The following is a 13,421-nucleotide window of genomic DNA, read 5'->3' as shown; positions in this document are numbered from 1 at the left end:
GAAACCAAAGGTCTGGTGGCCTGTATCGAAGCGGCGGATGCGATGTGTAAAGCCGCCAACGTGGAGCTGATTGGCTATGAAAACGTCGGCTCCGGCCTCGTTACCGCAATGGTGAAAGGCGACGTCGGCGCGGTAAATGCTGCAGTGGATTCCGGTGTGGAAGCGGCAAAGCGCATCGGCGACGTCGTCACCTCTCGCGTCATCGCGCGTCCACATAACGACATCGAAAAAATCGCGGCGCAGCACAAAGCATGACCTGACAGAGCGCGCCCCGTCTCTACCTCCACTCTTTTAGTCTGATGAAGGATAGACTCATGATTGAACTGGATAACGATTTGCAGTCCCGGCAGAACGCCCGGGAGCTGGTGCGCAATGCCAAAAAGGCGCAGGCGATTCTGGCCACCTTTTCACAGCAGCAAATCGACGCCATCGTGAAGAACGTGGCCCAGGAAGCGGCGCATCATGCCGAAGCGCTGGCGAAAATGGCCGCGGAAGAAACCGGTTTTGGCAACTGGCAGGACAAAGTGCTGAAAAACCGCTTCGCCTCGCTGCGCGTCTACGACGCCATCAAAGATATGAAGACCGTCGGCATCATTCATGACGATCCGCTACAAAAAGTGATGGACGTGGGCGTGCCGCTGGGGGTGATTTGCGCACTGGTGCCGTCGACCAACCCGACCTCCACGGTCATCTATAAAACGCTGATTGCCCTGAAGGCCGGCAATGCGATTATCTTCTCTACGCATCCCGGCGCCCGCCAGTGCAGCTGGAAAGCGATTGAAATCGTGAAGCGCGCGGCGGAAGTGGCAGGCGCCCCGGCCGGTAGCGTTGACGCCATTAGCCAGCTTACTTTCGAAGCCACCTCAGAGCTGATGCACAGCAAAGACGTGTCGCTGATCCTGGCGACCGGCGGCGAAGGCATGGTGCGCGCCGCCTACGCTTCCGGCACGCCGACCATTAGCGGCGGCCCGGGTAACGGCCCGGCGTTTATCGAACGCAGCGCCGATATCCCCCACGCGGTGAAAGATATCATCACCAGTAAAACCTTCGATAACGGCGTAATCTGCGCCTCTGAGCAGTCGATCATCGTCGAACGCTGCATCTACGACGAAGTGCATCGCGAACTGGAAGCTCAGGGCGCGTACTTCATGAACGAAAGCGAAGCGGCAAAAATGGCGGCCCTGTTGCTGCGTCCCAACGGCACCATCAACCCTAAAGTGGTGGGTAAAACCGCGCTCTATCTGAGCCAAATGGCCGGCTTCTGCATTCCAGCCAGCACCCGGTTGCTGATTGCCGAGCAGACCACGGTATCGCATACCAACCCTTACTCGCGGGAAAAACTGTGCCCGGTACTCGGCCTGTACGTGGAAGAGGACTGGAAAGCCGCCTGCCACCGCGTCGTGGAGCTGCTGACCAACGAAGGTCTCGGTCACACGCTGGTGATCCACACCCGCAACCAGGACGTTATCCGCCAGTTCAGCCTGGAAAAACCGGTTAACCGTATTTTGATCAACACCCCGGCGGCGCTGGGCGGCATCGGTGCGACCACCAATATTACCCCGGCCCTGACGCTCGGCTGCGGCGCAGTCGGCGGCGGCTCCAGCTCAGATAACGTCGGACCGATGAACCTGCTCAACATCCGCAAAGTGGGCTACGGCGTTCGCTCCATCGATGAGCTGCGCGCATCGGACAGCTGCCCGGAACCGCAGCCGACCATCGTCAGCCCGGCGTCCGGCCCGAACCGCAGCATCTTCGACGATGAACGTTTTAACGCACCGGCGACCGCAGCCACCGCAGGCCATCCGGCCTGCACCGACGATCGCTTTGCGACTGCCGCCGCCGTCGGCGCGAAAAGCGAGATTAATGAGCAAAACGTGGAACGCGTCATCCGCCAGGTGATGGAAAGACTTGGCAACTAAAACATTGATATAAGGCGATAAAAACAATGATTCTCGCAAAGGTAGTCGGACACGTGGTTGCCACGCAGAAGTACGATGAGCTACGGGGAAGCAACCTGCTGCTGATCGTCAAACTGGATGATGACCTGCAGCCGATGAAAGACCAGACCTGGGTTGCCGTTGATAGCGTCGGCGCCGGTATGCGCGACATCGTGCTGGCCGAAGAGTATTTGGCGCTCAACAAAGAACGCTACAAGGCCATGTCGGTGGTCGCCATTGTCGAGAACGTGTTTCGGGACGCTTAAGGAGTCAATAACTCAATGAGTGAATTTTTGCTGAAACCCCGGATTCGCTTTGGTCCGGATGCGCTTGCCATCCTGAACGAGCTGCCCGCTCGCAACGTGATGCTGGTCACCGATCAGGCGATGGTTAAGTTTGGCCTCGCCGATCGCGTCACGCAAATCCTCCATGCGCGCGGCATCGCTTTCCAGGTCTGGGACGACGTGGTGGCCGACCCGAATATCGCCACTGTGGTGCGCGGTATGAAGCGGATGGATAGCAGCTCTCCGGATCTGGTTATCGCGCTGGGCGGCGGTTCGGTGATTGATGCGGCCAAAGCGGTCATTTTCGCCCTTGCACAAATCCGGCCGGACACACGTCGCGAACCGCCTTGCTTTGTAGCGATTCCGACCACCAGCGGCACCGGCTCTGAGGTCACCGCCTTTTCAGTGATAAAAGCCCACGCCGAGAAGCTGGTGCTGGTGGACCCGTTGCTGCTGCCGGATATCGCTATTCTTGATCCGGCGCTGGTGGCATCGGTGCCGCCGGCCATCACCGCCGATACCGGGATGGACGTGCTGTGTCACGCGCTGGAAGCCTATGTCTCCCTCGCCGCCAGCGACTTTTCCGATGCGCTGGCGGAGAAAGTGGTGCAGCAGGTATTTCGCTTTCTGCCGACCTGCTGGCGCAACGGTGGCGACCTGCTGGCGCGGGAAAAGATGCACAACGCCTCCTGCATGGCGGGCATGGCCTTTACCAACGTCTCGCTGGGCATCACCCACAGCCTTGCCCACGCGCTCGGCGGCGTGTTTCGCGTCCCCCACGGCCGCGCTAATGCCCTGCTAATGGCGGACGTGGTGGCCTGGAACGCCGATTATCACGGGCAGTGCGATACCAATGCCGCCCGCAAATATGCCCGATTAGCCCATCTGCTTGATCTGCCTGCGGCCACTACCCGCCAGGGCGTTGCCAGCCTGCTGGTCGCCATTCAGGCACTTAAAGACGAAATGGGCATGCCGGCCGGCATCCGCGATACCGGCGTCCTTGTAGACGAGTTTGAACAACGGCTGGCGGAGATGGTCGGTCAGGCGCTACGCGACAACTGTACCCCGACGAACCCACGCGCGCCGGATGCTCACGCACTGATCGAAATCTATCGCCGGGCATGGACCGGCAACGCCGTTCAGAACCACTGATAACAAGATTTGGAGAACCTTACCCATGGCACACTACAGCTTAACGCCGCGCGTCAAAGTGTTGGCAGAACGTTTACTCTCACAAAAAAGCACTTTGTGCACCGAGCATGCCACCACGCTCAACGCCCTTAATGGCGATATTGCCGGAGTTCCCGCCGCCGTCAAACCGGCGCGCCGCTTCTATGAACTGATATGCCAGCTGCCGTTAAGCATCAACGCCGACGAGCTGATCGTCGGCAACCAGAGCCGCAAACCGCACGGGGCGATTTTCCACGACGAGCACGCTGCCCGTCGCCCGTCCGTGTTCCGGTTTCTTAATCTAAACCGCGACTTCGACTCCCCGGACTATAAGCTGGTGATCGAAAAAGGCGTAATGGCGATAAAACATCAGCTGGAAGAGAAAACCCGCGCGCTGGGCAGCACAGTCAGCCGCAGCGGCATGGACGAAGTCAACGGCTGCCGCGCGGCCATCTACGCCTGCGATGCCCTGCTGGCGCTGGCGCAAAACTTTGCAAACAGCGCGGAACAGCTGGCCGCCGCGGAAACCAACGCTTACCGCCGGGCTGAACTACTGGACAGCGCCGCCATTCTGCACCAGGTTCCGGCGCATCCGGCACGCAGCTTCAAAGAGGCGTGCCAGGCCTTTTATCTGTTCCAGCTGGCGCTTCAGCTGGATAACGGCAGCTACGCCGTTAATCCGGAAGGCGTCGATAAAGCCCTGTTGCCTTACTACCAGCAGGATATCAATAACGGCGCACTGTCTCGTGAAGAGGCGTATGAGATTGTCGAATCGCTGTGGTTCAAACTGGCGGAACTGTGCGAAGTACGTGCAGCCTGCGCGATCGACGGTTATCCGATGTTTGACGCCATGCTGCACGGCGAAAGCCTTGTGAATGCGCGTATCAACGAACTCTCCGACATGTTCCTTAGCGCGCAGCAAAACCTGAGCGCCCTGCATCTGCCGGTGCGTCTGTTCAAGGGTGTGCAACACGTTTCCGTCGCCGACGGCGATACGCCGGCAGCGGAGGGGCTGACTCCGCGCATGCAGCGCCTGCGCAACCACTACCTGACCGTGCGCCCAAGCATCTCTATCTATCGCGCGCTGGCCTTTACCGAAGTGGTCAAAGCCAATCCCGGCATGCCGACAATTCTGCTGCGCGCCAAAGCCTTCCGCCACGCCTGCGAAACCGCGCCAATTCTGATTCAGGACGATGAGCTGATCGTCGGTCATCCATGCGGCAGGCCGCGCGCAGGAGCCTTCTCGCCGGATATCGCCTGGCGCTGGGTGCGCGATGAACTCGATACCATGAGCACCCGCCCGCAGGATCCGTTTGAGATCAGCGAAGCAGATAAGAAAATCATCCGCGAAAAAATCGTACCGTTCTGGGAAGGCCGCTCGCTTGACGAAATCTGCGAAGCCCAGTACCGCGAAGCGGGCGTATGGGCGTTCAGCGGCGAAACCTTCGTCAGCGACCTCTCCTACCACCAGATCAACGGCGGCGGCGACACCTGCCCGGGCTACGACGTGCTGCTATTTACTAAAGGGATGAACGGCATTAAAGCCGACGCCGAGGCGCATCTCGCCAGCCTGAGCATGGAAAACCCGGAAGATATCGACCGCATTTACTACTACCAGGCGGCCATTGAAACCTGCGAAGGAGTGATCAACTACGCGCACCGCATCGCCGCCCGCGCTCGCGAACTGGCCGCCGTTGAACAGAACGTCCAGCGTCGCGCCGAGCTGCTAACCATCGCCGAGGTGAACCAGAACGTGCCGGCGAATCCGCCGAAAACACTGCAGGAGGCGCTACAGAGCATCTGGACCGTGGAATCGCTGTTTGAAATTGAAGAAAACCAGACCGGGCTGTCTCTGGGGCGCGTAGACCAGTACTGCTACCCGATGTTTGAAGCCGATATCCGCGAAGGGCGCCTGACTCAGGATACCGCGCTGGAGCTGCTGCAGGCGTTTATCATCAAATGTGCCGAGCTGATGTGGATGTCCAGCGAGCTGGGGGCGAAATATTTCGCCGGCTATCAGCCGTTTATCAATCTGACCGTCGGCGGTCAGAAGCGCTCCGGCGGCGATGCCTGTAATGACCTGACTTATCTGATCATGGACGCCGTGCGCTTCGTGAAGGTTTACCAGCCGTCGCTGGCCTGCCGTATACACAACCAGTCGCCGCAGAAGTATATGGAAAAAATCGTCGACGTCGTAAAAGCGGGGATGGGCTTCCCAGCCTGCCACTTCGACGACTCCCATATCAAGATGATGCTGCGAAAAGGGTTCGATTTCGAAGACGCCCGCGATTACTGCCTGATGGGCTGCGTTGAGCCGCAAAAATCCGGCCGCATCTATCAGTGGACCTCCACCGGCTACACCCAGTGGCCTATCGCCATTGAGTTTGTCTTAAACCGAGGCCGGATGGTGCTGTTCGACAGCTATCAGGGGCTGGATACCGGCGACCTGCGTGACCTGCGCACCTTTGAAGCGTTCGACGCGGCGGTGAAAAAACAGATTGCCCATATCGTACGCCTCTCGGCGATCGGTACGGTCATCAGCCAGCGCGTGCACCGCGACGTGGCGCCGAAGCCGCTGATGTCGCTGCTGGTGGAAGGCTGTATGGAAAAAGGAAAAGACGTGGCCGCTGGCGGCGCGATGATCAACCACGGCCCGGGGCTGATCTTCTCCGGTCTGGCAACCTACGTCGATTTCATGGCCGCGATTCGTAAGCTGGTGTTTGAAGATAAGAAATACACCCTTGAGCAGATGCGCGACGCGCTGCTGGCGAACTTCGAAGGTTTTGAAGGCCTGCGTCGCGACTGTCTCAACGCGCCGAAATACGGCAACGATGATAACTACGTTGACCAGTATGCACTGGATATCACCGAGTGGACCGAGCGCGAGTGCCGTAAGTACAAGATGCTCTACTCCACCCTGAGCCACGGAACCCTGTCCATCTCCAATAACACGCCGATCGGCGAGCTGACCAACGCCACGCCGAACGGTCGCCTGGCGTGGATGCCGCTCTCCGACGGCATCAGCCCAACCCAGGGCGCGGATAAGCAGGGTCCGACGGCGATAATCAAGTCGGTGAGCAAGATGAATGTCGAAACCATGAATATCGGCATGGTGCACAACTTTAAGTTCCTTAAAGGGCTGCTGGATACCCCGGAAGGTCGTCACGGCCTGATCACCCTGCTGCGCACCGCGTCGATTCTCGGCAATGGCCAGATGCAGTTCAGCTATGTCGATAACGAAGTGCTGAAAAAAGCCCAGCAGGAGCCGGAAAAATACCGCGATCTGATCGTCCGCGTCGCGGGCTACAGCGCCTACTTCGTTGAGCTGTGCAAAGAGGTTCAGGACGAGATTATCAGCCGTACGGTAGTTGAGAAGTTCTGATAAAAACATGGAGGTTTTTGGACACGGATGTCCCGATCGCATTTCTGGAGGTAAATGTGAGCACAAAACAAGAATTAACCGGGCGAATATTCAATATTCAGAAATATTCGATCTATGACGGCGATGGGATCCGCACACTGGTTTTTTTCAAAGGCTGCAATATTCGCTGCCAGTGGTGCGCTAACCCTGAAGGGCTGAATAGCCAGTTTCAGGTGATGTTCTCACAGGATAAATGCATTAACTGCGGCGACTGCGTCAGCGTCTGCCCGGCGGGAATTCATTATCGGGCGGAAGAAAACGGCGAAATGAAGCACTTCGTCAACCGTAATAAAGACTGTATCGGCTGCCGCAAGTGCGAAGAGATCTGCACTCAGAACGCGCTGGATATTATAGGCAAAGATGTCACCGTCAGCGAGCTGATGGACATCATCATGCAGGACTACAACTTTTATATTTTCTCCGGCGGCGGCGTTACCATCGGCGGCGGTGAAATGAGCCTGCAGACCGATTTTGCTGTCGCGCTATTTAGCGAATGCAAAAAGATGATGCTCAATACCGCCGTGGAAACGCAGGGCACTACTCCGCTGGCTAATTATCAAAAGCTGGCGCCGGTGACCGATACCTTTTTATTCGATATTAAGCAAATTAATAGCGAACATCATAAAGCGCTATTTGGCATTGGCAACGAAGGCATTCGCCGCAACCTGGAGTGGCTGGTGGACTCCGGCGCTAACGTCATTATCCGCATGCCGCTGGTTCGCGGCTATAACGACTCGTTCGATGCCATTACCGGGGCGATTGATTATGTAAAAAAGCTGGCGAAGCGCGGAAATATCCGTCGCATTGATATGCTGCCGTACCACCAGCTCGGGCGCAAAAAATATGAGCGCCTCGATATGCCATACCCCATCGCCCGGGACCCGACTTATTCCGCCGAAGAGTTAGACCGGCTGGAAACGTTCTTCACGCAGTTTGATTTTGATATTCGCTTAATCCGCCATTAACAGGAGTCGACAATGAAAAGTTTAGGCGTAATTGAAACGCGAGGGTTAGTTGCCGCCGTTCAGGCCGTGGATGCCGCCTGTAAAAGCGCAGGAGTGACCTGCTTTGGCTACCGCAAAGTCGGATCGGGGCTGATTAGCGTCTGCTTTGAGGGGAAGATCAGCGCAATTCACACCGCCATCGAACGCGGCGTAGCCGTCGCTGAGCTTATCGACTCGCAGGTTAAATCCCTGACGATCGCTCGTCCGGAACGCAGCGTCGTGGAAGCCCTCAGCACCCTTAAAGGCCATCCGCCGCGTGCGGAAGTTTCCGCTGTAGTCCCGCTTGAGGCTGAAACCGTTGCGCCCGCCGCTGTGGAAACAAATAAACCTACCGGACCCGCCGCGGCGCTCGCAGTGGCGGAAGATAAAAACGCGGCGATGAGGAAAGGGAAGAAGGCATGATCGACACCCTGCTCCATGAAAAAATCGCCGCCGGCCTGAGCCACGTTGCTCCGGTTATTCCGGTCGGTATCTCTAACCGCCACGTCCATCTGGCGCAGCAGGACGTCGAAGCGTTGTTTGGCAAGGGCTATATCCTGACGCCGTTTAAGCCACTGCGTCAGCCGGGACAGTTCGCCGCCCAGGAGTGCGTCACCGTGGTCGGTCCAAAGGGGTGGCTCACCCACGTGCGCGTCCTCGGCCCAACCCGCCCGGTATCGCAGCTGGAAATCTCCCGCGCCGACAGCTTTACCCTCGGCATCAAAGCGCCGGTTCGCGAATCCGGCCAGCTTGAGAAAACGGGCAACGCGCTGCTAATCGGCCCGGCAGGCCACGTTGAACTGCGATCTCAGGTGATCTGCGCCTGGCGGCATATTCATATGTCGCCGCAGGACGCCCGCCAGCTGAACGTCACCCACGGTCAGAAGGTTAGGGTCCGCAGCAACGGCGAACGCCAGCTGACCTTCGATGAAGTGGTCGTGCGGGTACGCGAAGACTTCACGCTGGAGTTTCATATTGATACCGAAGAGGCCAACGCTGCCGGTTTGAAAAACGGCGCGCAGGTCGCGCTCATCGGCTAACGGAGGCTTGCCATGACCAACCAACAGATGGAAGACCTGGTTGAACGCGTTATCCAGCGTCTGCGGCCGCCGGTACTGGTGATGGTGACCGCAGCGGCGGGCTACCGGCACGCTATTCGCCAGCGGCTGGCCGGATGTGGAGAGAACCTGCACCTGGCGCTGGATGGTGGGATTGACGACGGCGAGCAGTGGCAGGGCATCGGCAAAACGCTACCGGCGGCTGACTGGCAATATGGGCTGCCTGCCGCTGCGTATAAAGCGCTGCTACTGCCGTTTCTCGACTACCCGCTGGCGGCGGGGCTGGTGCATGGTTCTCTGCACAGTCCACTTGCTCGCCGCGTGCACGATGCTCTGCTGAGCGGTCTGCCGGTGCTGGCGCTGCGCTATCACTGCGATCCCGCCAGCGAGCTTAACCAGCTGCAGGGCGCGCAGCCTGATACCGCTTACGCCGGACATGTGCAGGCCACGCTTGCTCGCCTGGCCAAATGCGGCGTCAGGCTGTGCACCATGAACGAGTTGCTGGATAAGCTGGCGTCGGGTCGCGAAGCAACGGTGGTGCCGGCAAGCGGTCCGCGTCGTTATCTCACCGTCGCAGACGTGGTGACTAATCCGTCGCTGGCGGGTGCGCCTGAAGCGCAGTTAACTGATGCCGCTATCGATTTTTTAAAAAACCGAAAAAAGAACCTTACCTTAAATAGTAAATCCGGAGTTTAGATCATGTCTTCAAAAACAAAATGTTGGCTATGGATGCTGCTGGTTATCATTTCCGAAACCTCAGCCACCTCTACCCTAAAAATGTTCGGCAACAGTGAAGGTGTGACCAAAATGCTGCTTCTCGGACTGCTGGTGGTGCTGTACTGCACTTGCTACTACTCGCTGTCCCGCGCGGTCAGGGATATTCCCGTCGGTCTGGCCTACGCCACCTGGTCCGGTACCGGCATCCTCGTGGTATCGACGCTGGGAATGGCGTTTTACGGCCAGCACCCGGACACCGCAGCCATTATCGGTATGGCGGTTATCGCCAGCGGAATTGTGATCATGAACCTCTTTTCCAACATGGGTAGCGAAGAGAGCGAGAAAGCCCCCGCGCAGCCGGCCGCTGCCTCTCTGGATAAAAAAGTCGCCAACTAACAGAAAAGGAATCGCATATGTTTAACCTCGGATTTTTATGGCTGGCGCTGTCTATCGGCTCCGAAATCACCGGCACGTCGATGATCAAAAAGACCAACGGCTTCAGCAAACTGGCGCCGTCGGTGCTGGTAGTCTGCGCCTACGGCCTGTGCTACTTCGCCCTCACCCGCGCGATGAGCACCATTCCGGTTGGCGTCGCCTACTCGCTGTGGTGCGGCTTTGGTATCGTCGGCGTCACGATTTGCTCAATGATCCTCTATAAGCAAAAGCCGGATATCCCGGCCATACTCGCCATGGTGCTGATCATCTCCGGCGGCATCATTATGAACGTCTTCTCCAGCATGTAATGAAATTTGGGCTGCTTTGAGCCAACAGGCAAAAAGCGGTCCGAAACGTATTTAACGCCGTCAAATATCAGTTAACGCTTCGGAAATCCTTCTTATGACAGATCGCTTCAGAGCGCGGCGACAACAGCCCCTCTACGCTGCCCGCGCTTCAAAATCCTGCCCCTTTATGGCGACGCCGTTAAGAAAGCGTTAAGCGTGGTAAAGAGAGGAAAAAGTCGCGCCTCTGCGCTTGTTTTCGCAACGGAAAGAGAGAATGCTTCAGGCAGTTATCGCAGGAGAAAACCCATGAAAAAAGTTATCGCCTCGCTGCTGGCGTTAACGCTGTTGTCGCCAGCGCTTGTCTCTGCTCACCCCGGCGGCTGGGGCCCCGGCCCGGGTCCGGGTCCGCACTGGGGCGGCCACGGTCGCGGCTGGGGCGGTCCAGGCCCGCTGCGCTTTTTGCCGGAAGCGGCGACCGCGGTGCTGATAGGCGGCCTGACCTACTACATGCTTAACGGCGCTTACTATCAGCGTCAGGGCGAAAATTACGTGGTGGTGCAGCCGCCAGCCGAGCCGGATGGCGCGCTGCGCGTGCTCGACTTTAACGGGCGTCGTTTTTACGTGCAGGAAGGCCACTATTATGAGCGCGATATCAGCGGCAACTATATCGAGGTGCCGCGTCCCGCAGGACTCTAAGCAGCCATAACGAAAAACGGCCCGTCACTGACGGGCCGTTTGCTTTCTGTTCTGTCGGTTCGCGGCTTACTGAGCAGCCTGCGGATCGGTATCGTAGTCTTTACAGCTCTGGAAACCGTAGTTCATGACGCGACCGGTGTCGCTGTAGCTCACGAAGTAAGTCTGCGGTTTGCCGTCACGCTCGCCCAGGACATAGGTCTGGCAGGTACCGCGCGCGTGAACCATGGTAATTTCAGTAGAGGCCGGGCCCGCAATCTGGCGAACCTGATCGCGCGTCATGCCTTTTTTCACATCCTTAACGACGGGCTTGCTCACGTAGCTCTCAGCACGATCGTAAGCCGTACAACCAGACAGTGCGACCAGCGCCAGCGCCGCAGCGATACATCCCATTGCTTTATTCATCGAGTTGTTCCTCATTGTATTGTCCATGTAAGCTTTAGCCTGGAACAGAAATGCAGATTAATCAACTTTATGGCGCATTTTTAAGTTCAGTCTGAACTGTCAGGTTAGCGTAAAAAAGCTGTTCTTAGCGCGATCGCCCCGTATAATCCGGCGCGAGAATAAGCACTCTCAAAACTATTTTCGGAGGCAGGATGAACCAACAGCGTGAGGCGCGCGACGCGCGGCATCGCACGCGCCAGGATGAGATTATCGCGGCGGCGCGGCGCTGTTTTCGTCAGTCAGGGTTCCACGGCGCCAGCATGGCGCAGCTTGCCAGCGCCGCCAGCCTCAGCGTCGGGCAGATCTATCGCTACTTTCCCAGCAAAGACGCGCTGATTGAAGAGATGGTGAAACGCATCGTCGACGGCCGCGTGGCGGCGATGAGCGCGCAGGGCGACGCCAGCCATATTGCCGATATGATTGCCCGCCGCGAAACCCTGCAGGACGAGGATGAGATGCTGATGCTGGAGGTTGCCGCCGAGGCGAGCCGCAATCCGCGCGTCAGCCATATCCTGCAGGCCGCCGAGACGCGCCTGTTTCACAATGCCTGTGAAAAAATGCGCGCGGACTATCCGCACCTTACCGAGCCGCAGCGCGCCGCCTGCGTCGAAGTGCTGGCGGTGCTGATAGAAGGCACCGCTTTTCGACGCCTGACGACGCAGAAAGCGTCGGCGGAACTGCTTTATACCCTCTACAAACAGATGATCCATAACTTAGTCAACCCCTCAGAGGACAAATGACACCTGCACGCAATAACCGACTGGTCTATGCCGTCACGCTGGGCCTGCTGGCGGCGCTCGGCCCGCTCTGCATCGATCTCTACCTGCCTGCGCTGCCTGAACTGGCGCGCGATCTGCAAACGTCGACCGCCACGGCGCAGCTTAGCCTTACCGCCGGCCTGCTCGGCCTCGGCGCCGGCCAGCTGCTGTTCGGGCCGATGAGCGATAAGTTCGGCCGCCTGCGTCCGCTAACGCTTTCGCTGGCGCTGCTGTTCATCGCCTCGATCGGCTGCGCGCTGGCGCAGGATATCCACCAGCTTCTGCTGGCGCGCCTGTTCGAAGGCCTGGCGGGCGCGGGCGGCGCGGTATTGTCGCGCGCGGTGGCGCGCGATATGTACAGCGGCCATGAGCTGACGCGCTTTTTCGCGCTGCTGATGCTGGTGAACGGGCTGGCGCCGATCGGCGCGCCGGTGCTGGGCGGCGTGCTGATGACGCTGCTTAACTGGCGCGGCATCTTCGTGGTGCTGGGCGCGACGGCGCTGCTCCTGATCCTGCTGGCGCGCTGGAAGCTGCACGAAACCCTGCCGCCCGAACGCCGCAGCCAGGGCTCCATCTTCTCCGCCTGGGCTGCCCTAGGCCAGGTGGTGGTTCATCGTCCCTTTATGGGCTTTTGTCTGACGCAGGCCTTTATGATGTCGGGCATGTTCGCCTATATCGGCGCGTCGCCCTTCGTGCTGCAGCAGATTTATGGCCTGTCGCCGCAGGCGTTCAGCTTCTGCTTCGCCGCGAACGGCATCGGGCTGGTAATCGCCTCGCAGACCAGCGCGCGTCTCTGCCCGCTGTGGGGCGAATATCGCGTGCTGAAGGGCGGCCTGACGCTGGCCTTTGCCGCCTCCAGCCTGCTACTGCTGACGGGGCTCACCGCCGCACCGCTGCCGCTGGTGCTGGTGGCGCTCTTTTTCACCATCGCGAGCAATGGGGTAATCGCCACCACCGCCTCGTCGCTGGCGATGCAGAGCCAGGGTCATCGCGCCGGCAGCGCGTCGGCGGTGATCGGCGTCTGTATGTTCTCCTTCGGCGCGATCTCGGTGCCGGTTACCGGGATGGGGGGCACCTCGCTCGTCAGCATGACCGCCACCATCTTCGGCTGCTTTATGCTGGCGATTCTGATGTTTATCTTCCTGGCGCAGAAGCCAGCGCCGCGGGGATAAACTGCCTGATATCGCAACAGTTAACCGGAAACAACTGGCGCTTTGGCTTGTTGTTTTCGCCG

At 58.7% G+C, this 13,421-nt stretch carries 15 protein-coding genes; 14 read left to right on the top strand and 1 reads right to left on the bottom strand.

From position 1 onward, the window contains the following. The 12 genes from HA46_RS01105 to HA46_RS01050 all read left to right on the top strand — a co-directional run. A partial coding sequence (locus HA46_RS01105) for a BMC domain-containing protein (RefSeq protein ID WP_084881930.1) occupies window positions 1-255 on the top strand: 255 nt, incomplete at its 5' end. Window positions 256-314: 59 nt separating this feature from the next. Continuing rightward, the gene (locus HA46_RS01100; protein WP_084881929.1) at window positions 315-1,919 is read left to right on the top strand and encodes an acetaldehyde dehydrogenase (acetylating); all 1,605 of its coding nucleotides are present in this window, start codon (window positions 315-317) and stop codon (window positions 1,917-1,919) included. A 26-nt stretch (window positions 1,920-1,945) separates the two neighbouring features. Then, window positions 1,946-2,203, top strand: a complete 258-nt coding sequence (locus HA46_RS01095) for a EutN/CcmL family microcompartment protein (protein ID WP_084881928.1) — start codon at window positions 1,946-1,948, stop codon at window positions 2,201-2,203. Window positions 2,204-2,218: 15 nt separating this feature from the next. Beyond that, window positions 2,219-3,373: a 1-propanol dehydrogenase PduQ gene (locus tag HA46_RS01090; protein ID WP_084881927.1), complete on the top strand. Its 1,155-nt coding sequence runs from the start codon at window positions 2,219-2,221 to the stop codon at window positions 3,371-3,373. 25 nt (window positions 3,374-3,398) lie between these two features. Further along, window positions 3,399-6,773: a choline trimethylamine-lyase gene (gene cutC, locus HA46_RS01085; RefSeq protein ID WP_084881926.1), complete on the top strand. Its 3,375-nt coding sequence runs from the start codon at window positions 3,399-3,401 to the stop codon at window positions 6,771-6,773. A 56-nt stretch (window positions 6,774-6,829) separates the two neighbouring features. Continuing rightward, the gene (gene cutD / locus HA46_RS01080) at window positions 6,830-7,777 is read left to right on the top strand and encodes a choline TMA-lyase-activating enzyme (protein WP_084881925.1); all 948 of its coding nucleotides are present in this window, start codon (window positions 6,830-6,832) and stop codon (window positions 7,775-7,777) included. Between the two features lie 12 nt (window positions 7,778-7,789). Beyond that, window positions 7,790-8,218, top strand: a complete 429-nt coding sequence (locus HA46_RS01075) for a BMC domain-containing protein (protein WP_084881924.1) — start codon at window positions 7,790-7,792, stop codon at window positions 8,216-8,218. Next, window positions 8,215-8,835 carry a phosphate propanoyltransferase gene (locus tag HA46_RS01070; RefSeq protein ID WP_084881923.1) on the top strand — a complete coding sequence of 207 codons (621 nt, stop codon included), beginning with the start codon at window positions 8,215-8,217 and terminating at the stop codon, window positions 8,833-8,835. Before HA46_RS01075 ends, HA46_RS01070 begins: the two co-directional genes overlap by 4 nt. Before the next feature lie 12 nt (window positions 8,836-8,847). Beyond that, a complete protein-coding gene (locus HA46_RS01065) occupies window positions 8,848-9,549 on the top strand; it encodes a hypothetical protein (protein ID WP_084881922.1) in 702 nt (233 codons plus the stop codon). A 3-nt stretch (window positions 9,550-9,552) separates the two neighbouring features. Beyond that, a complete protein-coding gene (locus HA46_RS01060; RefSeq protein WP_084881921.1) occupies window positions 9,553-9,966 on the top strand; it encodes a DMT family transporter in 414 nt (137 codons plus the stop codon). Between the two features lie 17 nt (window positions 9,967-9,983). Beyond that, window positions 9,984-10,313: a DMT family transporter gene (locus tag HA46_RS01055; RefSeq protein ID WP_004108688.1), complete on the top strand. Its 330-nt coding sequence runs from the start codon at window positions 9,984-9,986 to the stop codon at window positions 10,311-10,313. A 285-nt stretch (window positions 10,314-10,598) separates the two neighbouring features. Beyond that, complete coding sequence (locus HA46_RS01050) at window positions 10,599-10,988, top strand: DUF6515 family protein (protein ID WP_084881920.1); 390 nt, start codon at window positions 10,599-10,601, stop codon at window positions 10,986-10,988. A gap of 66 nt (window positions 10,989-11,054) precedes the next feature. Here HA46_RS01050 and osmE read toward each other — a convergent pair whose 3' ends face one another. Next, a complete protein-coding gene (gene osmE, locus HA46_RS01045; RefSeq protein ID WP_033789780.1) occupies window positions 11,055-11,390 on the bottom strand; it encodes an osmotically-inducible lipoprotein OsmE in 336 nt (111 codons plus the stop codon). Window positions 11,391-11,581: 191 nt separating this feature from the next. Between osmE and HA46_RS01040 the strand changes: the two genes are divergently transcribed. Further along, window positions 11,582-12,169 carry a TetR/AcrR family transcriptional regulator gene (locus tag HA46_RS01040; RefSeq protein ID WP_084881919.1) on the top strand — a complete coding sequence of 196 codons (588 nt, stop codon included), beginning with the start codon at window positions 11,582-11,584 and terminating at the stop codon, window positions 12,167-12,169. Further along, window positions 12,166-13,359 carry a multidrug effflux MFS transporter gene (locus tag HA46_RS01035; protein ID WP_084881918.1) on the top strand — a complete coding sequence of 398 codons (1,194 nt, stop codon included), beginning with the start codon at window positions 12,166-12,168 and terminating at the stop codon, window positions 13,357-13,359. Before HA46_RS01040 ends, HA46_RS01035 begins: the two co-directional genes overlap by 4 nt. Window positions 13,360-13,421 lie beyond the last annotated feature (62 nt).

The organism is Pantoea septica, from assembly GCF_002095575.1.
Lineage (GTDB): Bacteria > Pseudomonadota > Gammaproteobacteria > Enterobacterales > Enterobacteriaceae > Pantoea > Pantoea septica.
The sequence above is the reverse complement of the archived record's forward strand: the minus strand, read 5'-3'. Positions and strand labels throughout refer to the sequence as shown.